Genomic DNA, 20,485 nt, shown 5'->3' with positions numbered 1-20,485 from the left:
GAGGGCTTTGGCCCTGGAAGGAGAGATCATGGCAACGTATGCGGTTCATGCCGCTCACTTCGTTCTCCCCGGTAGGCTCACCGGAGAGGGCTACCTCACCATCACCGACGGTCGCTTTGGGTCCTTCTCGACCGAGAAGCCTGACTGCGAGATTGTCGACTATGCAGGCGCTTACGTTGGTGCCGGCCTGGTTGACACCCACATACACGGCTTCCACAACCACGCGACCACCGACATCGACCCTGCCGGCATCAACGATGCCTCTGTGGCGCTCGCGCAGCGTGGCACCACGGCGTGGCTGCCCACCACCTTCACCGACTCGGTGGAGAACATTGGCAACCAGTGTGAGGCCATCGCGGACGCGGTGGACGAGCGCGACGATGACTTTGTGGGCGCACGCATTCCGGGCATCTACCTTGAGGGACCCTTCTTCACCGAGAAGCACAAGGGCGCCCAGAACCCCAAGTACCTGGTGCCGCCCTCGTACGACGACTTTGCGGAGTGGCAGCGCAGGGCGCGCGGCCTTATCTGCAAGAGTGCGCTTGCGCCCGAGTATCCCGAGGCGCCCGAGTACATCTCGCGCCTTGCCGCCGAGGGCGTGGTGACCGCGCTTGGCCACACCGATGCCACGTACGACGAGAGCATTGCCGCCGTCGACGCCGGCGCTACCGTGTTCGTGCACACCTACAACGGCATGCGCGGTCTGCACCAGCGCGAGCCGGGCGTGCTCGGCTGTGCCATGACCACGGACGAGACGTACGCGGAGCTCATCTGCGACGGCCACCACGTGCAGCCGGCCGCATGCGCGGCGCTCGTGCGCGCCAAGGGTTGGGAGCACGTGGTTCTCATCACGGACTGCCTGGCTTGCGGTGGCATGCCCGAGGGCAACTACATGAGCGGCGGCTTGCCCGTGGTCATGAAGGATGACCTTTGCTATCTGGCCGACATGAGCAGCATCGCTGGCTCTGTCCTCACGCTCGCCAAGGGCGTGAAGAACATGGTCGACTGGGGCATCGTGACGCCCGAGCAGGCCATCCGCATGGGTAGCGAGGTTGCCGCCCGTTCGGCGGGCGTAGATGACGTTTGCGGCAGCATGCTGCCCGGACGCAATGCGGACTTCAACGTCTACGCGGCCGACATGTCGCTCACGGCGACGTATGTTGGCGGCGAGTTGGTGCCCGTGGCGTAGGGCGCGGCGCGCTCCTCTCGTCCCACGGCGCCCGAAGGCCCGTTTTGGTCAGGATTTCCGCTATTGTTGCGGCTCCGGCGTCAATTTGGCGCCGGAGCCGCTGTTTTATACGTGGTGGCGGTCGCGGGCCTGCCCCCGGGACCTCAACGGGGTTTCGAACGTGCGCCCGAACGAGCTCGCTCGGGAAACCTGCGGGTTAATAGCAGCCGTGCAAGGAGTGGCAAGGTTCCTACCTGTGGTTCTTCTCAGCGACGCACTCAGCTAACTGCTATTAAGCTGCAGATTTGGAGACGAGAGGCGCTCGCGCTGCGATTTTGGTGCTGCGATCAGGTCTCGCGCCGCTCTCTTTCGCGGAGAATAGCTCCATTTCTTAAACCCGATATCGCTGACCTGGGCAAATGTAGTTTCCTTTTAAGAAAAGGAGCTATTCTCCGGGTGCGAGAGGTGCTCCGGGTGCGAGAGGTGCTCCGGGTGCGAGAGGGCCGCGTCGGCTGCGAAACAGCCGCTCGAAGAAACGGGCGCGCAGCATTGGAACAGCTGCCCTCCCTAGACGAGAACCCCCCGGCACCTGGGGTGCCAGGGGGTTCTGCGATGCGGTCTCGTCCTTGCTACTGCTGGATTTGCACGCCCGCGTCGATAAGGCGCTTGCTCACGCGGGCCTGGACCTCGATGTAGTAGGCATCGTCTGCGTCGCTGAGTGTGCTCTCGTCAACGGCGGACATGCGCTGGGCCCAGTCGGCCTCCTGCTGCATGAGGTCGGTGTAATCCGCGAGCATGCTTGCCTGGTCGGAGGCGTTTGCGCCAGTATACTTGACCATGAAGTCGCAGTATTTGTTCATGAACTCCTCGTAGGAGTCCATTGTCTCCTTGAATTCCGGGGTCACGACTGACGAATCGGTTGTCGTGGAAGAGTCCGATGAGGAAGAGCTAGAAGTTGTATCGCTCCCGGTTGAGCTTGCTTCAGATGCGTCGATTCTGATGGACACAACGTTGGCGCCCTTGTAGTCTACGCGGAGCTTTGCGCCATCTGCGTTCTTCGCCTGGTAGTACGTGTCACCGCTACTGTAGTCCACGTCAAAGCCCGCTTCCTTGCACTGTGTGGCGTATGCCGAGAAGGCATCCTTGTCCATGTCCCCGACGTTTACGTGGTAAACCTTGGAGGAATCCTGGACAATCGAGCCCTGCGTGGACGGGGGAGCGGGAATCAGCGATCCTGGACCGCTTGTGGGCCAGGTGATGGTGCTCATCTCGTCAGGCGCCTCGAGATGGACGGTGAGCTCCTCCTTGCGCTCGTAATAGGTGAGTGAGAGCTTGTATCCTTTCTCGTTAAAGGCGGCGTAGCCAATGCCTATCTGGTCAGCGTCGACCGTGAAGCCCTTCTCCTTGCAGGCGTCAACGTAGCTTGAGTAGTCTCTGCTCGAGTACTTGGCAAGCGTTGCGGAGAATGCGGTGCCAGAGTTGATCTCGACCTTGCCCTTTTCCGTGCCAGGCTCGGGAAGCATTGTCGCAAGCCCGCTCGAGGGCCAGTCAAGCTTGGAGTTCTTGGCATCGTTCGAACTGCCCTTGCAGCGGGATATCATAAATATTGCAATTAAAGCGACAATAACGAGAAGGACAATCTTGCCCTTGCCGCCTTTCTTTCCCTTGGGCACCCCACTGCCAGACGATGTCCCGGACCCGCCTGCGCCATTGGCCTTCTCCCATTCCATGGATGCCCCTTTCTCGTGGCTGAACTTGGGTTTATTGGATTGCGTAACTGCTGAACCAATTCTGAGAAGGGGCGTTGTCCATTACCTCAGTTGCCAACTGAATTCCGCGACCGGTTTTCAGTTGGCAACTGAGGTAATTCTTGGCGCGCTTTCTAAGATTGGTCTTGTCGGTGCTTCGGCTGTGCCGAGGCAAGCGAATCCGACCTCTGGGGTGATCATGAAGTCCTACAACCTTGGGCAGGGGGAGTTCGTCGTCCTGCAACGCAGCGACGTCAGCCTTGTAAGCGATGAGGGAAGAGACCCCCTGGACGAGGTCGTTCTCACAAACAAGAATCTGATTCTCGTGGCAACCGTTCACGAGGGGGCCTTTAGGAGCTCCCGCTATCTCAAGCGGCTTCCGCTTGAGCAGGCGGTCGATGACATGGGGGTGCCGCGTACCGCGGTGACCAAGGTTGACAACAGCTACGTTCTCAACGTTGCCTTTGCAGACGAGACTGTCTCGCTGTGCTTTGCTGGTGGCTCTGCGGGTGCTGCCAGGCGATGGGAGCGGGCGGTCTCGAGCGCCGCAGTGGGTGACCTGGACGGCATTGATGCGGATGGCGAGGCAAGCGACACCCTGGGTGACCTGCTGGAAGAGACCAGGGGCGCCTTTGGGGCGCTCTTTGGAGGCGCCGGACAGACGCGCAAGAATGCAGAGCCGCCCCAGCGGCCAATGACCGTTACCAAGCACTGCGTTGGGTGCCATGCGCCAATCGTCGGGCGCAAGGGATCGGTGGTCACCTGCAGCTATTGCGACACCAAACAGACCCTCTAGACCAGCTAGGAGAGAATCATGGGCATCATCGACGCGGCGTTTGACTCCATTGGCGGTGTCTTTTCGGACCAATGGAAAGACGTTATCACCGCTGGCCACTTTGACGAGCACACGCTTGTGACGCCGGGGGTGCGGCGAAACTCCCAGAACGGGCGCGGAGGCAACTACGGTGCTGAGGACATCCTCTCAAACGGTTCGATAATCTATGTGCCTGAGAACACGGCGGCGTTTGTCTTCAGCCAGGCGGGCATCGAGCAGGTCATCACGACGCCAGGGGGCTACGAGTACCGAAATGGCCAGGCAAGCGTCTTTGACGAGAAGGACCGCGCCGAAGGTGGACTTGGCAAGATCTTTGTCCAGCAGGCTGCAGAGCGAATCGACTTTGGCGGCATGTCGCCCGACAGCAAGCGCGTTGCCTTCGTCAACCTTCGCGAGCTGCGCGGCATTCGCTTTGGGACACATGGCCCGCTTGCGTACAACGACCTCTACTACGGGGCTGACCTCGAGATCTACGCCTACGGCATGATGAGCGTAAGAGTTTGCAACCCAACGCTTGCCATCTGCAACTTTGTGCCTGCCAACTGCTCGTCGTACTCGCTCGACGACCCTCGCGCACGCCGTCAGCTCACGGGCGAATTCCTTACGTCGTTCGTGGCTGCGGCCAATGCGCTCTCGTCGACGTATCGCGTCTCGCAGCTGCCATCGCAAACGGTGGCGCTTGGCGAGAAGATCCGCGAGGGGAGCGACAACGCCGGAACGTGGCCCACGCGCTATGGCCTTGAGCTGGTGTCGGTTGCCATCGAGAACATCGAGTTCTCCGAGCAGTCGCGCGAGCTTGTGCGGCAGTTCTCGGAGAAGCGCATGGGCGTGCGCGCCTACGAGGATGTCTCGCAGCGCGCAGCGGACATCTCTGCCCAGCAGCTCATTGCACAGGGGGTGAGGGACAACGGCCTGGGCGACGGTGGCGCGATGGTCTTTGGGATGAACCTCGCCGGGTCGCTTGACCCAAGGAATGCCTCGTTTGCAGGTGCGCCCGCTGCGGCGGAGGGGGCGCAGCCAAAAGGCGAGCAGGACAAGTCCTCCATCGACTCTCAGGTAGAGACTCTCAAGAAGCTCAAGGAGCTGCTTGATGCGGGCATTCTCACCCAGGAGGAGTTCGACGCGAAGAAGCGCCAGGTACTGGGGCTGTAGGAGTGGTGTAGTCGCGTTGATCGTCCGGTCTACCAGGCAATTGCGTGGACCTCGCAGGTCGCGTAGTCGACCCGCTCGAATATGGACACCTCGAACGGCATGCTCGAACCCTCTGCTGGGTGAGAGCTGAGGAAGTTAACGCCTCCACCCACAATGTTTCCGGAGGCGTCGCGCAGGATGGCGGTGAGACAGACCCCGTAGTTGTTACCCAGCGCCATCGTGGTGCCGTCCTTCTCCAGCGTGACGGTGCCCGATACGGTGATTCCGCCGTAGCCGTTTGACCTGGCGGATTCGTTTGCGGTCGAGAGAGAGGGGGCCGCGTCATCGGACAGGAGGTCCTCAGAGGGCTTGACCGGCGTGAACTCCACGCGCGCGGGTGCCGTAGAGCCATCGAGCGCGGTGCTTTGATACGCCGTTTCGCCGGGGGCGAGGACAGAGAGAACCTGTTCATCCGAGAAGAGAACGCTGCCATCGTCCGCGTAGCCGGTTATGGTCACGCTGGGATACGCAACCGTGCGGTTGGAGTTGTTCGTGAGCGAATACTCGGCATACACGCTGCCGCTACTTGTCGACCAGTGCGACTCGCCAACAGAGAGGATGTCTGCGGCTGTCTGGGTGTCTTTCTCGCCCTGCGGAGCGGTGACGGTGGTCGTGTCTCGGCTTGATTCCGCGCTGCTGGCCGTGGCCTCAGTGCCAGCGCTGTCTTCGGCTGCAAGGAACCGTGAGGCGAGAAGTGCTGCCACCACGGCAATGGCGGCAATGACGCACACAAGGGCAATCGTACGGACTTTCCCCGCCGCAGGCGAGGCCGGCGCGTCCGCAGCCTCGCGTGGAGTGGTCTCTGCGGCAGCGGCCGGCGCGCCTTTCTCGCCAGGCTCGTTGCGCAGCGCGCGCCAAAGCTCGTCCACGCTCTGGTAGCGCGCACTGGGCTCGAACTCCGTTGCCTTGAGGACAACCGAGCGCAGGTCATCGGGCACGTCTGGAGAGGCAAGTGCCTGCTCGTAGCCCTCCTTGTCCTCGGGATGAACGCCCGTGAGGAGGTAGCCCAGCAGCCGGCCGATGGAGTACACATCCGAGCGAGCGTCGGTCTTTGCGAATCCGTACTGCTCGGGAGCGGCAAAGCCCCAGGTCCCAAGCTGGTCTTCATTTCCTTTGGCATCCTCGGAGCCAAGCCTCGCAATGCCAAAATCGATCAAGTGAGCGCCGTCGGCGGCAACCACCACGTTTGAGGGGGTGATGTCGCGGTGCACGATGTCGTGGGCATGCAGCTTCGAGACGGTCTGGCAGACCTCGCCAACCAGGTGTCGGGCCTTTGCGGCGTCCAGCTTCCCGCGACTCTCGATGAGCTGCTCCAAGGTTTCGCCGGGAACGTAGTCGTAGACGACGATGAACTCGTCGGGCATCTCGTATGTTGCCTCGATGTGGGGGAGACGCGCGCAGTCTATCTCGGGAAGTGCCGCCCAAACGCCTCGACGGGCGCGCGCGGCGGGGATGCGCTTGCGCACAAAGGGACCCGTACCGTCCAGGGTGACGAGCTCAGTTATGCCACCCTGCCCACGCGCGAGAACGCGCTCCACGTGGTAGGAGTCATCAACGCTCATTGCATGCATTACCTGGTCGTCGTTCAAGCCCTTGGTCCCGTTCCGCACGTTGGCATAAATGCCGGCTTGCACGTGAGGACCGGCTCTTTTCCATGATATGCAACCCAGGATGGTCGCTCCTCAGTTGGTAACTGAAAAATCACTGGGCGGGCGAGGGCGACTGCCTGACCGGATGGCTGCCGGCCTGCCCTGCACGCAGGGGGCCGGTGTGAAAGAGGGTCTGCTCGCCCAGGCTCCACAGCTCGTCATCGGTGGCGGAGCGGTCAAAGCCATGGTCTATGCACCAGATGATGATGGCGTCTCGACGCACCTTGGGCCAGAGCTCCGAGACGCCTGACAGGCGCAGGAGCCGTTGTGTCTCTCGAAGCGTACAGCGCATGCCCAGCGCGAGCATGATGGCGTGGTCCCTGCCGGGGCGGCTCTTGCCGGCAAAGATGTCGTAGACAACGGTGCCGTTAAGCCCGGATGCTCGCACGACCTCGGCGCGCTTCATGCCCTTTGCGTCTAGAAGATCTCGCAGGTATTGGGGGAGGTCGCGATTGACAGTGGAGTCCGGCTCGCCAAGGTAGGACTCTACGCTTGGCGCCGCTAGGAGGCGGGCAAGAAGATCCTCTGTCAGTCGTTCCTTACTGGCCATGCGTTCCTCCCGTCTTTGAGCGGTTGGGTAGCCTGCGGCTGAGGCAATCGTACGCCTCTTTAGCCGCCATCGATCGAAACCTGCGGCTTAATTGCAGCTGGTTACGTTCGATGCCGAGAAAAACCGCAGGTAAATAGCTTGTGACGAGATTGGGAAGTGCAATTAAGCCGCAGGTTTGCCCCTCCGGCCCGGTTCCCCCCGGCCCCGTTTATGCCAGACTGACCTGGAACAGCGGCCAACCGCCGTCTACCGCGCCACCTCGACCACCCGTGCGCGACCGCCGCCAACGCGAGCGGCCTCTGCCACCACACCGCTGGGATCTGTGTCCATGATCACAAGGTCAACGTCGCCCGGCTGGGCAAATGGAAAAAAGAGCCTGCTTGCGCCAACCTTCGTTGCATCCATGAGGACGATCACCTTGCTGGCGTGCTTCATGAACTCCTTCTTGGTGTCTGCGGTCACCTGACGCTCGGCAAGAAAGCCCAACCTTCTCTCAAACCCATCGGCACCGAGAAACACCTTATCTACGTGCGTTCCCACCAGGGATGCGGTGAGGTAGGGGCCATAGAGGTGGAAGCCACGGCCAAGAATCCCACCCGTGCTAATAGGGATTGCGTTGGGAAGGTGCTGCTGGATGTAGGTGTGCGCCGCAGGTTCGTCGGAGATGATGGTGATGTCCCTCTTCCTGTCGAGGCTGCGGATAAGCGCAAGCGTCGTGCTTCCGGAACCCACCAGGATGGTCTCGCCGTCACGGACCAGCTCGGCTGCGGCCTGGCCGATGGCGTCCTTTGCCCTCACGTTTCTTCTAATGCGCGCGGGAAGGCTTGGGACCACAAGCTCGCGGGCGGGCACGGCGCCACCATGTATGCGCTTGAGCTTTCCCTCGTGCTCAAGCTCGGTGAGGTCGGTCCGTATTGTGACTGCCGAGACGCCAAACTCCGTGCTGAGGTCAGAGACAACGACCTCGCCCTTTCTCGAAAGCATGTCGAGAATCCGGTTCTGTCGCTCCTCGGCGGTAATTCTTTGCGGGGCGTCTGTCATCGGGAGGCCTCCAACCACAGTGCCGTGACGGATACAGTACGCATGGTGAAGTAACGTTACGTGCGCGAAACAATGTGAGTATGTAGTACCACAAGTTTTATCTTCCACTCATCAATACGTTTTACCAGCAGGAGCAATGTGGGTTGTCTGGAAAACTATCCGGTGCTTTCCCTTGCTTTCGTTTCGCAACCATTCGCCGAAGCGAAAATACCACTCAACACACGCCGCAAGTTTTTGAGCACCCTCCAATTACGACGTGGATACTATCTGAATAACCAGAGAAGCACAGAGAGGGGTGAACATCAAATGGTAAATATTTTGCTTGTCACACACGGTGAGTTTGCTCAGGGTATAACATCGGCACTCACACTTATCATGGGAGAGGCAAAAGGGTATGCAACCGTGTCTTTGAATATTGGCCAGGCACCGGATGCGTTTCTCGATGAGCTCTCCAAGAAAGTTCACTCGCTCTACGAGGACTCCGAAGGCAGTGGCGTGCTTGTCCTCACCGATCTTTTTGGCGGCACCCCATGCAACTGTATCGCACGCATTATGAACGAGATGGGCACTGAGAAGGTCCGTTGCGTAACCGGGCTCAACCTGCCCATGCTTATCGAGGTCGTGAGCGACCGAGACGAGCAGGACCTACCGCAACTCGAAGAGACGGCGCTTGCCGCCGGTGGCAAAGGAATGGTCAGTCTAGCTGAGAAGATCTTCGGCTAAGCCATATGTACAACCAAGCTTGAGAGGGGGACCCAAGACAATCGAGGGCTGGTCGAAGGCTGCACTTTTTGTTCTGAATCTGCTGGGGCGTGTAAGTAGAAGGTGAGAGTAGTGATAGTACAAGCCATTCTTGTTGCACTCATCACGACCTGCTGCACTTGGTGGTTTAGCCACGTCATTACGAGGACTTGGCTGTACCCGCTGTGGTCGGGCTTTCTCGTTGGCCTGGTGCTTGGAAAGCCCGTCGAGGGCATGATGATTGCTGCGGCAATCAACCTGCCCTACGTTGGCTTCATCACGGCCGGCGGCTCCATGCCTGGCAACCCGCAGTTCGCAGGTCCTGTTGGCACGGCGCTTGCACTTGTTTCCGGGCTTGACGTGAACTCCGCCACCACGGTGGGCGTCATTCTCGGCAGCGTGACAATCATGGTGTGGACCGCCTACATGTCCATCAACACGCTGTGGGTCCACATGGCCGAGGACTTCCTCAACAAGGGCAACATCCGTGCGATGAGGATGTGCAACTACATTCCGTCGTTCTTTGTCTCGTTCATACTCAACGGCATACCCGCCATGCTCGTGGTGCTCTATGGCGCTCCGTTTGGCGAGTGGTTCCAGACCTTCCCGCAGTGGATCGTCGATGGCTTTGGTATCGTCGGTGGCCTCATGCCTGCACTTGGTATCGCAATGCTGCTTCAGTACCTGAACAAGCCCAAGCTGATGCCGTTCTTCTTCCTTGGCTTCGCGCTTGCCGAGTTCATGGGCCTCACCACGATGATGGTCACGTTCATCGCAGCACTTGTCGCAATCCTGCTCTACAACTACCAGTCCGATAGCACCAAGAAGCTGACTGGGGGCGAGGCATAATGGCGCTCTCGAAGAAGACACTCGTCAAGAACTGGCTGCTCACCTATTCATCCGAGACTTGCTACAACTACGAGCGACTCCAGGGCCTTGGCAACACGAACGCGTTCGTGCCGGTCATCCGCGAGCTATATCCCGAGGATAAACAGGCCGAGGAGCTCAAGAAGTACCTGGTGTTCTATAACACCGAACCCTCTTGGATGGGCACGATCATCAACGGCATCACCTGCGCCATGGAGGAGAAGAGGGCCGAGGGCGCGGACATCTCCGCAGATGACATCATGCTGATGCGCTCTTCGCTCATGGGCCCCATGGCAGGCATTGGCGACACCGTCTCGCAGTCGATTGCCTACCCAATCCTCGCCGGCATCTGCATTCAGCTTGCCCTTGCTGGCAACTTCGCAGGCCCCATCATCTTTGATGTTGGCTACAAGATTCTCCAGCTTACTTGCGGCTACAACATGTACATGCTGGGCTACAAGAAGGGCCGCGACGCCATCGTCGACCTGCTGCAGAGCGGCATCATCAACAGAGTCCTCGACGCGGTCTCCATCGTTGGCCTCATGGTCGTTGGTTGCATGACCGTTGGCAACGTCAAGGTCGACCTCTCCTGGCTCGAGTTTGACTGGACCAACGAGCTTGGTACCGTTTCGCTCAACCTGCAGACCGGCGTCTTTGACGCGCTGCTCCCGGGCCTTCTCCCGCTCCTTGTGGTTCTTGGAACCTGGGCGCTCCTGTCCAAGAAGCAGGTAAAGCCCCTCACGATGGTGCTGATCATCTTCCTGGTTGGCTTTGCCCTCGTGGGCATCAAGGCTCTCATGGGCCTGTACTAGACCGTTTCCGGCTGCCACGCAAGACGCGCCGTGGCACGCCTCTAGAGCGAAGCAAGACAGTGTACGTGCGGGTGCCCTCCTGTCCGAACAGCCATGTCCAAGTGGGACAGGAGGGCACGCTACCCAGGCCCCCGCAGCGCTTGCACCGCGGCGAGGGCTCGGTACAAGTATGAGCCTTTTGCCGCTCGCGGCGGGCTCTTCAGGGGGTTGACATGGGAAACAAGAAGGATGTGGACATCTACCCCTCGGTAATGTGCTGCAAGCCGTGGGACCTTGAGGCCTACGTGCGCGCCTTCGAGGAGGCGGGTGTTGCCGGGATTCACTTTGATGTGATGGATGGGCATTACGTGCCAAACATCATGCTCGGCTCGGAAGACTTCAAGGCAATCCGACAGCTTACGGACCTCTCGATTGATGTCCACATCATGGCTACCGAGCCAGAGCGCTTTGTCCCGTATTTCGACCTCCGCAAGGGAGACTCGCTGAGCTTCCATCCCGAGGTTTCCCTCCAGCCGTATCGTCTGCTCGAGAGCCTTCGGGCCATGGGCGTTTCCGCGGGCCTTGCCCTAAGTCCGGGCGTGCCGGTGAGCTATCTGGAGGAATGCCTCGATGTTCTCGATTTTGTCATGGTCATGGCTGTGAGTCCGGGATTTGCCGGACAGAAGATGGTCCCAGATCACCTTGCCAAGCTGCGCAGGATTTCCGAGATAACCTCTCGGGCAAACCACCCGATAAGCATTGTGGTAGACGGCAACACGACGCCTTCGAATGCCAGGCACATGCATGAGGCAGGTGCCACGGGGTTTGTGGTTGGTACCTCCTCGCTCATTCAGGGTGGTCCTAGCGCATTTTCAGAGAAGTACAGGGCCTATCAGGCCGAGATTGTACGAGCGTAGTAGCTACGCATTTGTCGCACGACAAATTGGGCCCGACAACCAAAGGAGAGCAGAGCCATGAGCGTGAAGAACCTTGTGTTTACCCGTATCGACGATCGTCTTATCCATGGCCAGGTTATGACGGCATGGATCCACCAGTTCCCGGAGTGCGCCCACATCATGGTTGTGGATGACCAGGTGAGCAAAGACCCATTCATGACCAAGATGTTCCAGCTGCTGCTCCCCGAGGGAACGACCATCGAGACGCTCTCGGTGGATGATGCGGCCCCCAAGCTGAAGGAGGGCCTCCCTCAGCAGACCATTCTGCTGGTGAAGTTCCCGCTCACCATTAAGCGCCTGGTTGATGCGGGCGTCGACATTGACTTCGTGAACATTGGCGGCATGGGCATGTCGGCTGGAAGGAAGAAGTTCTACAAGAACATTGCCGCTTCACCCGAGGAGCGAGAGATCTTCAAGGAGCTCGTTGCCAAGGGCGTGAAAGTTGAAATCAGGATCGTACCCGCAAACAACGCCGTAAGCGTCGAGGGGCTGCTCAAGAAGTAGGCCTCCCCATTCCGTGCGCGAAGGCGACTGTGAGCGAGCAACAACGACTTCGAAAGATGGGAATGACGCACATATGGACTTCTCACGATACCTCTCGCCATCTGCGTACCACGAAGGAACGATGAAGGCATGCAGGCTCCATCGCATTGGCGAGTTCACCACCGATGACGTCTCGATACCCAAGCCTGTCGGCAATCAGCTGCTGCTCAAGGTAGAGGGATGCGGGGTCTGCGGGTCTGACATCCCGAGGATCTTCAAGCTCGGAACAAGCAGGCAGCGCTATCCCCTTACGATTGGCCATGAGTTTGGCGGCACCATAGTCGAGGTGGGGGAGGATGCCGACAAGTCCCTCGTGGGGAAGCGTGGCGCGATATTCCCCTGCATACCGTGCAGGAAGTGCGACCCGTGCCTCTCGGCAAACTATGCCATGTGCGAGGACTATGACTACCTTGGGTCGAGAAGTGACGGCGGCTTTGCGGAGTATTGCCTTATTCCCTCCGCCTGGCACTTCGTTCCTTCGGCCAATCCGGAGACTCCTGGCGAGGCCCTTGCGATGACCGAGCCTTGCACGGTTGCCCAGCATGCCGTGAGGAAGGGCGGGGTCACCGCGGGCATGAACGTGCTCATCATGGGTGCGGGGCCCATCGGAATTATGGCTGCTCGCTGGGCAAAGCTCTTTGGGGCGTCGGTGGTCCTCTCCGAGATCGTCGAGGAGAAGTGCGAGTTTGCCCGCGCGCATGGGTGCGAGGTCATCGACTCCAAGGAGGTCGACCTCGTTGAGCGCGTGCGCGAGCTTACGCACGGCAGGGGCGTTGACGTGGCCATTGAGGGCACTGGCAGCGGATCTGGTCTGGGACAGGCCATCGAGTGCACGCGTACCTTTGGAACCGTTGTCATGATGGGCAATCCGGCGAGCGATACCACCATCAAGCTTGCGCAGCACAGCCAGATCCTGCGCAAGGAGCTGAGCCTCAAGGGCATCTGGAACTCCCACTATGCAGACACGCCCATCAACGAGTGGCACTACACTGTACGCATGCTCGATGAGGGCAAGATGCAGGTCACCGACCTCATCACGCACAAGAGCTCGCTGGACGGGCTTCCCGCACTCTGCTCGGGAATCAACGATCACTCGATTCTCATCTGCAAGGCAATGTACGTGCCGGAGGCAGAGTAATGGCTGGGAGGGACTCGACAGCCCTTGTCCTCAAGGAGCTTGGAGAGACCCTCCCATCTATTGATGACGCGCAGCTAGATTGCCTTGTCGACGAGCTAATGGTGCCTGGGCGGCGCGTCCTTGTGATGGGCGTAGGGAGGATGCTCATCTCGCTTAAGGCGTGGGTCAAGCGCTTGAAGCACCTGGGGATCGACATCAACTATGTGGGCGACGAGACCGAGATGCCCGTGCGCGAGCGTGACCTTGTACTTATCGGGTCAAGCTCGGGGGAGAGCAAGCTGCCCGCCGAGATAGGTCGTATTGCGCGCGAGAAGGGCGCTGACGTCTTCTACATTGGGTGCACGCCGGGGAGCACGATTGATTCGCTCGCCTCAAACCGTCTTCTTCTTCGTGGTCGCACCAAGTTTGCGGGCCCTGGGGAGTATGCGTCCAAGCAGCCTATGTCCACCCTCGTTGAGCAGGAGCTTTTTCTCCTTGGCGACATTGTTGCTCTGGAGATAATGGGGCGTAAGGGTTGGACCGAGAAAGACGTCAAGGATCGTCACGCTAACTTGGAGTAATGGAGCAGACCATGGACTTCTCTGGCATGATGGGCAGGCTCAAGGAGATGGTTCCCAAGCCGCGCCCCGAGGTGAATCTGAGCTTTGACGAGTACGTTGACGTGCTGTATGGGATTGTTGAGCAGTGCGCCAATGATGTTTGCCAGAGCGATGAGGTGCATGGTCTTTGCTCTGACAGCGCTGACGAGACGTGCGTGCGGGCGAGGGAAGTTGGCGTGTGGCAGGTTGTGCTTCTCTCGGCAATGAAGCTCTGGAACTCGAGCGGGCGCTTCAAGGACAAGGTCAAGGAGGCCCTGGAGGACGAGATGATTGCGAGAGTCATCTCGGGGCTGGGCCTTTCCGACGAGGATGCCGAGACGTTTCGAGGTGGCTACTTTGATACGGCGGCAAGGCTTGCAAACGGCGGCGATCAGGGAAAGATGACCGACGAGCAGCGTTATGCCGTGCAGGTTATTGCGCTTATGCGGGGTGCGCTTTCTGCCGGCTACGTCGGTGCGGAGGATGCGCTCAACGCTGCGACTGAGAAATCCTCGATGCGCGTGTTGGACATGGAGCGCATGGTGGTTCACTTGGCGCAGTCGTCGGTGGTGGATGGCAACACTGCGCTCATGAAGCATCCGCGCTTTTACGTGGCCCAGTAAGCGGGTGTGTTTCCGGACCTTTCGGCGCCTCTCATCCCCCCTTTGGAGCGGCGCCGGGAGGCCCGTTTTCGACGCGATCTCGTACGCAGGCTGCCCTCCGGCGTCATTACGGCGCCGGAGGGCTCGTTTTCGCAGCGGTTGCTTCCAAAGTTGTCCCTCCGGCGTCGTTTTCTCGCCGGAGGGCTTTTCTCTGCGCGATGGCCCCGTTGGCCCCTCCGCCCGTCGCCGACCCGTGCGCACGTTGCCCTCGCCTGCGGAGAATAGCTCCCTTTCTTAAAACCGATATCGCTTACCTGCGGAAACGCGACCGGCGTTTAAGAAAAAGGAGATATTCTCTGCAATGAGAGAGCCGAACGGCCTGGCGAGAAGGACGTTGGACGTTGAGAAGGATGCACGCAGGTCGCCGTCCGGCGGCGTTATCCAAGCGTCTGCGGCATCGAAAGCCCCTCTCGTCACGTACTACGTCTGTCGTAGTATCCTTCCAGTAGCGAAGATACTACGACAGACGTAGTACGTTGCGGGAGGTGTCTCGTGCCTGACGAGATAAGCAGCGACTTTATCCGCGGATACATCGACCCCATGATTCTTTGCGTGCTCCTGCAGGGGCCGTCCTATGGCTACGAGGTCTCGAAGCGCATCCGACAAATCTCGGGTGACCTCTACATGGTAAAGGAGACCACGCTCTACTCGGCGTTTGCGCGCCTGGAGAAGGGTGGCCTCGTCGAGTCGTTCCCGCAGGTTGCGGAGAACGGCAAACGACGCACCTACTATCGCATCACACCAGCGGGAATTGACCACTACCAGGCACGATGCCGAGAGTGGAAGCTCACCAAGGACGTTGTCGGCCGGTTTATGGAAGGGTGCGGTGCGTGATGGATGACATCAGGGATTTTCTCGAGTCTGTGTTCTCAAAGCTTCCCCAGACGCCCGAGGTGCACCGCGCGAAGGACGAGCTTGGCCAGATGATGGAAGACAAGTACGCCGAGCTTCTCGCCCAGGGCATGCCCGAGAAAGACGCAGCAAAAGCGATCATAGCCGAGTTTGGCAACCCAGACGAGGTGCTCGAGTCGCTTGGGGTAACTCCGCAACCAGCACGCAAGTGGCATCCGGGACGCATCGTGGCGCTGGTTCTCGGCGTCATTGCGGTGTGCTGCGTGTGCTGGGTGGCCTTTTGTGGCCGTGCGGAGGCAGATCCGCATGCTGGCAACGTGGATGCGACCATTGCAGAGGACTTCTCGTCCGTAGATGTGAGCGCGGCCTGCGGAGACGTGGTGATCAAGAGCGGTGACGTTGCGCGGGTGAGCTATAGCGGCGCCGCGAACACTTCGTTTGAGTACGAGGTGCAAGATGGCGTGCTCCACGTGACGCAAACGCAGACAAGCAGCGCGGGCACGCAGGCGTCGGACGGCATTGTCATCACCGTCGTGGTCCCCTCGACGGCAGAGCTCTCGTCCATCGATGCCACGACGCAGCTTGGCGGCGTCGACCTGCAGGGCGTGGAGGCTGCGCGCACCGATGTCTCCTCCCAGATGGGCGATGTCGACGTGCGCGACGTCGACCTCTCCAACGCAACGCTCAGGCTCTCCGTTGACATGGGCGAGATAATTCTCGACGGAAACGAGGTTTCGCCGGGTACAGTGGTAAGGGGTACTGGCGAGAGAATCGTTGATGTCAGCGCCGAGATGGGAGACGTTACCGTGACCGCCCTGTAGCGCAGGCGGTGCGGAGATTGCGGGGGAGAAATGCCGAGAAACACCAAACTCATCCTTTGCGACATTGATGGGACCATTCTTCCCAAGGGGAACACGCAGGTTTCTCCGCGCACGGTCTCGGCGTTCCACGCAGCGCTTGACGCAGGTATTGCCATTGGGCCGGCAAGCGGCCGCGGCATCGACTGGATTCCGCCTTTCTTTGGCGGAGACGCCGCCTGCTGCGCCACCTGCCTTGCAACCAATGGCTTGCAGGTCTACCTTGGCGGCAAGCTGGTCCACGAGGAGCATCAGCCGCACGACGCGCTCGTCCGGCTGGCGGCAATGCTCGCGGACGTTCCCCATTCCGGGCTTCTTTGCTTTGACGGTGGTACGCCGCTGCTGGTTGCCGGAAGCCGAGAAGACCTTAGACGCCCCTTCCCTGCATACGCTGAGAAGTGCGTGCCGGTCGATGCCGTGCCGGATGTGGTGGTGAAGTCAAACGTGTTTGTCGACACGGACGAGGCTGGTACGCGGGAGCTTATCGCGCGGGCGGCACGCGAGGTTCCCGAGCTTGATTTGGACTACGCGCATGCGGGCTTCTCCAACGTGATGCCGCACGGCTACAACAAGGGTACGGGTGCGCGTCTGCTGTTCGAGCTTCTCGGCATTGACGAGAGCGAGGTCGTGGTGTTTGGCGACGCCGGCAACGACCTGCCGCTCTTCTCGGTGGTGCCCAACTCCGTGGCGGTTGCCAACGCCCAACCCGAGGCGGCTCGCGCGGCTCGCTGGCACATTGGCCGATGTGAGGACGACGCCGTTGCCGCGGCGGTTGAGGCCCTCGCCGCCGGCGAGTGGCCCTTCTCGGCGTAGCACTGCCCCCCGCGCCGGACAACCTCACACGGCAACCTCGCGCGGCTGCCTTGTACGGCAACCTCGTGCGGCAACTTCGCATGGCTGCCTTGTACGGCAACCTCACACGTGATATTTCTTTTTTGATGTGAGTCGGCAAAACCCCAGTTGAGAATGACCTAATATCAAAGTAGAAATAACACGTGTGAGGTTTCCTGCTCTGCTTGACATGGCATTCCGAGGGTCGCCCGGGCGCGCAACGGCAAGAGTCTTCGGTGTGCAATAGTCTGGTGGCACCAAGGGGCTGCTGAGAAGGATTTCGACATTTCGTGGCCTGCAGGCCACAGATTATGTCGGAAATCTTCTCAACAGAGATAGCGAGCTGAGATGTCGAGCTGAGATGGCGCGCTGTGTTGGAGGCTCACTCGGGAAACAGTGCATGTCGCCTCTTCCCGCTCCGTTCCTGTGGGTAATTCACGGGTTGAGTGATTGCGGCATCTCCTGTGGAATCGAGAGCTGTTGCGGGTGGGTGACGAATACAGCCTCGCATGGTCTGCGCTCACGCGATATGGCTACCATGGCCCCAATGTGACTGGAGGCGCCATGGTTGTCCTTGTTCTCGTCTTGGTAGTCATTCTCGTGCTGCTCGTCGTCTGCGTTGTACGCGCGGCGGCGATGAAGCCCACGCTCCCCGCCGGCTCGCCCATCGACGCGGGCGGCTATCACGCCGGCGACGCGGAGATCGAGCGCTTCCGCACGCTGCTGCGCATTCCCACCGTCTCGCGCGATGACCCGGCCCAGCTCGATCGCGAGCCTTTCGACCGCTGGGTGCCCACGCTCCAACGCCTCTACCCGCGCACGTTCCAGACGCTCGAGCTCACTCGCATCGACGAGTACGGCATCCTCATGCGCTGGCCCGGGCGCGACTCGTCGCTGGCGCCCGTGGTGATGATGGCCCACCACGACGTGGTGCCCACCGACGGCCAGGACTGGACGTACCCGCCGTTCGCCGCCGAGGTCCACGATGGCCAGATCTGGGCGCGTGGCACGCTCGACAACAAGCTTTGCTTCTGCGGCTGCATGGAGGCGTTCGAGCACCTGCTGGCAGAAGGCTACGTTCCACCGCGCGACATCTGGTTCTTCTCGTCCTGCTGCGAGGAGACATCCGGTCCTACTGCCGACAATGCCGTGGTCTGGCTGCGCGAGCACAACGTGCATCCCTGCATGGTCCTCGACGAGGGCGGCGCCGTGGCAACGGGCGTGCCTTTGGGCGTGACCGCGCCCATGGCCATGGTGGGCGTCTCCGAGAAGGGCCACGTGGACGTCACCGTAACGGCGCACGGGGCGGGCGGTCACGCGTCAGCGCCCTCAAAGAACGATGCCACGCGCCTTCTCGCCCGCGCAACCGAGCGCATCTGTGCAAACCCGGGAAAGCCGCAGGTGGCAGATGCCGTCACGGCGATGCTCCAGGAGCTTGCGGCCCGCGGCAGCTTTGCCTATCGCATCATCTTTGCAAACATGTGGCTCTTCCGGCCGCTGGTGGGGCGCATCCTGGCGGCAGGTGCCGAGACTGGCCCCATGGTCCGCTCGACCTACGCGCTCACGCAGCTCGCGGGCTCGCCTGCGAGAAACGTCCTGCCGCCCGAGGCTGCGGCCAACCTCAACGTGCGCGTGGCCCCGTTCGAGGACGTGAACGCCGCGCTTGCCCGCGCCCGCGCACAAGCGGCCGAGGAGTGCCGCGAATCCGGTGTTGCCACGGACGCCGTGAGCGTGGACATTGCCGAGAACAGCTTGGTCAATGAGCCCTCGCCCTTCTCGCCGCACGACGACGCACAGTTTGACTACATCCGCCGCTGTGTCGCTGGCATCTACCCCGAGGCGGGCGTGTGCCCTTACGTGCAGACTAGCTGCTCGGACTCGCGCTCGTTCACCAAGATCTGTGACCACGTGTACCGCTTTGCCGCCTTCATCTACACGCCCACGGCGCGCACCCTCATCCACAGCGCCAACGAGCGCATCCCGGTTGACGACTACAAGCGTGGCGTGGAGTTCTACGTGGCGTTTGTTCGGGGGCTTGACCAGCTGAAGGCATAAGAAACAAAACCACAGCCCGTCGCGCCGCCCGTCGGCGCGCCCAGACGAGAGGAGCCAAGATGGCCGAGAAGGAACAGGGTGCCAAGCCCAAGCAGAAGATTCCCTTCGACTGGAAGCGCTGCGCGGTTGCCTCCCTTCCCTTCATGGGGATGATCTCGTTCTGGCAGGTCTTCGACGGTCTGGTCCCCAAGATGCTCACCCAGACCTTTGGGCTCTCCAACTGGCTCACCGGCGTGGTGATGGCGCTCGACAACGTGTTTGGCCTCTTCCTGCTGCCCTGGTTTGGCATCCTCTCCGACCGCTGCCGGTCGCGCCTGGGGAGAAGAACCCCCTTCATCCTGGCCGGCTCTGCCGTGGCGGCTGTTTCCGTGCCGCTCATCGCCGTGGCGAACAACCTGGGCAGCCTGCCGCTGCTCATCGCGATGATTCTGGTGACTCTGGTAGCTATCTGCTCGTATCGCACGGCGACCCTGGCGATTGTCGCCGACATCACGCCGCGCCCGCTGCGTACCAAGGGCGACTCGGTCGACAAGATCGTGGGCTATGCGGGCACGGGCGTCATGCTGGTGGCCATCTCGGTCCTTGTCCCCTCGGTGACGAACCCGGACTACGTGCCGGTCTTCTTGCTGCAGGGCATCGTGATCGCCGTGGCGGCCGTGGTGTACCGCGTGCTTCTCAACGAGCCCAAGGCAGTGGCTAAGATGCACGAGGAGAGCCTTGCCATGGGCATCAAGGAGGACGCAATCGATGCGGACGATGATGCCGAGCAGGGCAAGGAGCGCGTGACCGACCCAGAGCTCGTGCGTTCGATTGCCCTGCTCCTTGGTGCGGTCTTCTTCTACTACATGTCCTACAACGCCATGACTACCAACATCTCGCGCTACGCGTCTGACTTCTTCTCGATGTTTGGCGGCTCCTACGCCATCATCAACATTGTTACCATCGCGGGAGGGCTTCTCTCCTACGTTCCGGTGGCCAACCTCTCCCTCAAGGTGGGCAGGAAGCGCGTTGCCCTCGTTGCCGGCTTGGTGATGACTATCTGCCCGGCCATCATGTGGCTCTTCCCGTCGTTCACGCCCCTCTACTATGTGCTCTTCCTGTTCATGGGCGCTTCCCTGGGTGCCGTTGACCTGTGCGTGTATCCCATGATCCTCGAGGGCTGCAGCTCCCGGAGCGTTGGCCGCTACTCTGGCTACTACTACACGGTGAGCATGGCAGCGCAGGTTGTGACGCCCATCTTGTCTGGCCTGGTCATGGACGTGGCCGAGTCCCAGCTCTTCCTCTACATCACCGTGATGGGGGCGGCGATGTGCGCGTTTATCGCCTTGGCCAAGCACGGCGACTCGATCCTCGCGGACGAGATCCTGCGTCGCGAGGCCAACGCGGGGGAGTAGGGGGGTAGCCGCGCTGGGGGCCTTCACAGCTGTCGTCT

The 20,485-nt window shown here is 60.7% G+C and carries 20 protein-coding genes; 16 read left to right on the top strand and 4 right to left on the bottom strand.

The genetic code is table 11. The features are described 5' to 3' along the window. Window positions 1–28: 28 nt before the first annotated feature. A complete protein-coding gene (gene nagA, locus BT122_RS01255; protein WP_072354264.1) occupies window positions 29–1,189 on the top strand; it encodes an N-acetylglucosamine-6-phosphate deacetylase in 1,161 nt (386 codons plus the stop codon). A 608-nt stretch (window positions 1,190–1,797) separates the two neighbouring features. On the opposite strand, the gene BT122_RS01250 is transcribed toward nagA, so the two are convergent. Further along, complete coding sequence (locus BT122_RS01250) at window positions 1,798–2,898, bottom strand: DUF6591 domain-containing protein (RefSeq protein ID WP_072354263.1); 1,101 nt, start codon at window positions 2,896–2,898, stop codon at window positions 1,798–1,800. A gap of 217 nt (window positions 2,899–3,115) precedes the next feature. Here BT122_RS01250 and BT122_RS01245 point away from each other — a divergent pair, with 217 nt between their 5' ends. Together BT122_RS01245 and BT122_RS01240 are read left to right on the top strand one after the other, a co-directional pair. Continuing rightward, window positions 3,116–3,712 (top strand): hypothetical protein, encoded by a 597-nt coding sequence (locus tag BT122_RS01245; protein ID WP_143189939.1) that lies wholly within the window; start codon window positions 3,116–3,118, stop codon window positions 3,710–3,712. Window positions 3,713–3,730: 18 nt separating this feature from the next. Further along, a complete protein-coding gene (locus BT122_RS01240; RefSeq protein WP_072354261.1) occupies window positions 3,731–4,903 on the top strand; it encodes an SPFH domain-containing protein in 1,173 nt (390 codons plus the stop codon). Window positions 4,904–4,932: 29 nt separating this feature from the next. Here BT122_RS01240 and BT122_RS01235 read toward each other — a convergent pair whose 3' ends face one another. The 3 genes from BT122_RS01235 to BT122_RS01225 all read right to left on the bottom strand — a co-directional run bounded on the left by BT122_RS01235 (window position 4,933) and on the right by BT122_RS01225 (window position 8,182). Further along, complete coding sequence (locus BT122_RS01235) at window positions 4,933–6,576, bottom strand: serine/threonine protein kinase (protein WP_083432241.1); 1,644 nt, start codon at window positions 6,574–6,576, stop codon at window positions 4,933–4,935. A 67-nt stretch (window positions 6,577–6,643) separates the two neighbouring features. Then, window positions 6,644–7,141, bottom strand: coding sequence for a helix-turn-helix domain-containing protein (locus BT122_RS01230; protein WP_072354260.1), 498 nt, complete (start codon window positions 7,139–7,141; stop codon window positions 6,644–6,646). 246 nt (window positions 7,142–7,387) lie between these two features. Then, a complete protein-coding gene (locus BT122_RS01225; RefSeq protein WP_072354259.1) occupies window positions 7,388–8,182 on the bottom strand; it encodes a DeoR/GlpR family DNA-binding transcription regulator in 795 nt (264 codons plus the stop codon). Between the two features lie 306 nt (window positions 8,183–8,488). Here BT122_RS01225 and BT122_RS01220 point away from each other — a divergent pair, with 306 nt between their 5' ends. The 13 genes from BT122_RS01220 (at window position 8,489) to BT122_RS01160 (ending at window position 20,447) form a co-directional block, all read left to right on the top strand. Next, window positions 8,489–8,905: a PTS sugar transporter subunit IIA gene (locus BT122_RS01220; protein ID WP_072354258.1), complete on the top strand. Its 417-nt coding sequence runs from the start codon at window positions 8,489–8,491 to the stop codon at window positions 8,903–8,905. A gap of 111 nt (window positions 8,906–9,016) precedes the next feature. Next, the gene (locus tag BT122_RS01215; RefSeq protein WP_072354257.1) at window positions 9,017–9,772 is read left to right on the top strand and encodes a PTS mannose/fructose/sorbose/N-acetylgalactosamine transporter subunit IIC; all 756 of its coding nucleotides are present in this window, start codon (window positions 9,017–9,019) and stop codon (window positions 9,770–9,772) included. Further along, on the top strand, window positions 9,772–10,602 hold the full coding sequence (locus tag BT122_RS01210) for a PTS system mannose/fructose/sorbose family transporter subunit IID (RefSeq protein ID WP_032111121.1): 831 nt from the start codon (window positions 9,772–9,774) through the stop codon (window positions 10,600–10,602). The genes BT122_RS01215 and BT122_RS01210 overlap by 1 nt, the downstream gene beginning before the upstream one ends. A gap of 212 nt (window positions 10,603–10,814) precedes the next feature. Further along, window positions 10,815–11,498, top strand: a complete 684-nt coding sequence (locus BT122_RS01205; RefSeq protein ID WP_072354256.1) for a ribulose-phosphate 3-epimerase — start codon at window positions 10,815–10,817, stop codon at window positions 11,496–11,498. A 57-nt stretch (window positions 11,499–11,555) separates the two neighbouring features. Beyond that, window positions 11,556–12,041 carry a PTS sugar transporter subunit IIB gene (locus BT122_RS01200; RefSeq protein ID WP_052009891.1) on the top strand — a complete coding sequence of 162 codons (486 nt, stop codon included), beginning with the start codon at window positions 11,556–11,558 and terminating at the stop codon, window positions 12,039–12,041. A gap of 73 nt (window positions 12,042–12,114) precedes the next feature. Further along, window positions 12,115–13,218: a galactitol-1-phosphate 5-dehydrogenase gene (locus BT122_RS01195; RefSeq protein WP_218161948.1), complete on the top strand. Its 1,104-nt coding sequence runs from the start codon at window positions 12,115–12,117 to the stop codon at window positions 13,216–13,218. Next, window positions 13,218–13,778 carry a phosphoheptose isomerase family protein gene (locus BT122_RS01190; protein WP_072354254.1) on the top strand — a complete coding sequence of 187 codons (561 nt, stop codon included), beginning with the start codon at window positions 13,218–13,220 and terminating at the stop codon, window positions 13,776–13,778. Before BT122_RS01195 ends, BT122_RS01190 begins: the two co-directional genes overlap by 1 nt. Before the next feature lie 11 nt (window positions 13,779–13,789). Then, window positions 13,790–14,419: a hypothetical protein gene (locus BT122_RS01185; protein ID WP_177242175.1), complete on the top strand. Its 630-nt coding sequence runs from the start codon at window positions 13,790–13,792 to the stop codon at window positions 14,417–14,419. 531 nt (window positions 14,420–14,950) lie between these two features. Next, window positions 14,951–15,292: a PadR family transcriptional regulator gene (locus tag BT122_RS01180; protein ID WP_218161947.1), complete on the top strand. Its 342-nt coding sequence runs from the start codon at window positions 14,951–14,953 to the stop codon at window positions 15,290–15,292. Beyond that, entirely contained in the window at window positions 15,292–16,131 is an 840-nt protein-coding gene (locus tag BT122_RS01175; protein WP_072354252.1) for a permease prefix domain 1-containing protein, read from the top strand. Before BT122_RS01180 ends, BT122_RS01175 begins: the two co-directional genes overlap by 1 nt. A 30-nt stretch (window positions 16,132–16,161) precedes the next feature. Beyond that, window positions 16,162–16,980, top strand: coding sequence for an HAD family hydrolase (locus BT122_RS01170; RefSeq protein WP_072354251.1), 819 nt, complete (start codon window positions 16,162–16,164; stop codon window positions 16,978–16,980). Window positions 16,981–17,562: 582 nt separating this feature from the next. Continuing rightward, the gene (locus BT122_RS01165) at window positions 17,563–19,053 is read left to right on the top strand and encodes a M20/M25/M40 family metallo-hydrolase (protein ID WP_072354250.1); all 1,491 of its coding nucleotides are present in this window, start codon (window positions 17,563–17,565) and stop codon (window positions 19,051–19,053) included. A 59-nt stretch (window positions 19,054–19,112) separates the two neighbouring features. After that, window positions 19,113–20,447: an MFS transporter gene (locus BT122_RS01160; protein ID WP_072354249.1), complete on the top strand. Its 1,335-nt coding sequence runs from the start codon at window positions 19,113–19,115 to the stop codon at window positions 20,445–20,447. Window positions 20,448–20,485: the final 38 nt, after the last annotated feature.

Source organism: Olsenella sp. kh2p3, assembly GCA_900119625.1.
Taxonomy (GTDB): Bacteria; Actinomycetota; Coriobacteriia; order Coriobacteriales; family Atopobiaceae; genus Tractidigestivibacter.
Note: the sequence above shows the minus strand (reverse complement) of the source record. Positions and strands in the feature narration are given on the sequence as shown.

Excerpts from the sequence above, each read along its gene's own strand:
- BT122_RS01205 (WP_072354256.1), top strand. The coding sequence starts at position 10,815 with ATGGGAAACAAGAAGGATGTGGACATCTACCCCTCGGTAATGTGCTGC.
- BT122_RS01240 (WP_072354261.1), top strand. The coding sequence starts at position 3,731 with ATGGGCATCATCGACGCGGCGTTTGACTCCATTGGCGGTGTCTTTTCG.
- BT122_RS01170 (WP_072354251.1), top strand. The coding sequence starts at position 16,162 with ATGCCGAGAAACACCAAACTCATCCTTTGCGACATTGATGGGACCATT.
- BT122_RS01185 (WP_177242175.1), top strand. The coding sequence starts at position 13,790 with ATGGACTTCTCTGGCATGATGGGCAGGCTCAAGGAGATGGTTCCCAAG.
- BT122_RS01210 (WP_032111121.1), top strand. The coding sequence starts at position 9,772 with ATGGCGCTCTCGAAGAAGACACTCGTCAAGAACTGGCTGCTCACCTAT.
- BT122_RS01230 (WP_072354260.1), bottom strand. The coding sequence starts at position 7,141 with ATGGCCAGTAAGGAACGACTGACAGAGGATCTTCTTGCCCGCCTCCTA.
- BT122_RS01250 (WP_072354263.1), bottom strand. The coding sequence starts at position 2,898 with ATGGAATGGGAGAAGGCCAATGGCGCAGGCGGGTCCGGGACATCGTCT.
- BT122_RS01200 (WP_052009891.1), top strand. The coding sequence starts at position 11,556 with ATGAGCGTGAAGAACCTTGTGTTTACCCGTATCGACGATCGTCTTATC.
- BT122_RS01160 (WP_072354249.1), top strand. The coding sequence starts at position 19,113 with ATGGCCGAGAAGGAACAGGGTGCCAAGCCCAAGCAGAAGATTCCCTTC.
- BT122_RS01225 (WP_072354259.1), bottom strand. The coding sequence starts at position 8,182 with ATGACAGACGCCCCGCAAAGAATTACCGCCGAGGAGCGACAGAACCGG.
- nagA (WP_072354264.1), top strand. The coding sequence starts at position 29 with ATGGCAACGTATGCGGTTCATGCCGCTCACTTCGTTCTCCCCGGTAGG.
- BT122_RS01165 (WP_072354250.1), top strand. The coding sequence starts at position 17,563 with ATGGTTGTCCTTGTTCTCGTCTTGGTAGTCATTCTCGTGCTGCTCGTC.
- BT122_RS01245 (WP_143189939.1), top strand. The coding sequence starts at position 3,116 with ATGAAGTCCTACAACCTTGGGCAGGGGGAGTTCGTCGTCCTGCAACGC.
- BT122_RS01220 (WP_072354258.1), top strand. The coding sequence starts at position 8,489 with ATGGTAAATATTTTGCTTGTCACACACGGTGAGTTTGCTCAGGGTATA.
- BT122_RS01195 (WP_218161948.1), top strand. The coding sequence starts at position 12,115 with ATGGACTTCTCACGATACCTCTCGCCATCTGCGTACCACGAAGGAACG.
- BT122_RS01175 (WP_072354252.1), top strand. The coding sequence starts at position 15,292 with ATGGATGACATCAGGGATTTTCTCGAGTCTGTGTTCTCAAAGCTTCCC.
- BT122_RS01190 (WP_072354254.1), top strand. The coding sequence starts at position 13,218 with ATGGCTGGGAGGGACTCGACAGCCCTTGTCCTCAAGGAGCTTGGAGAG.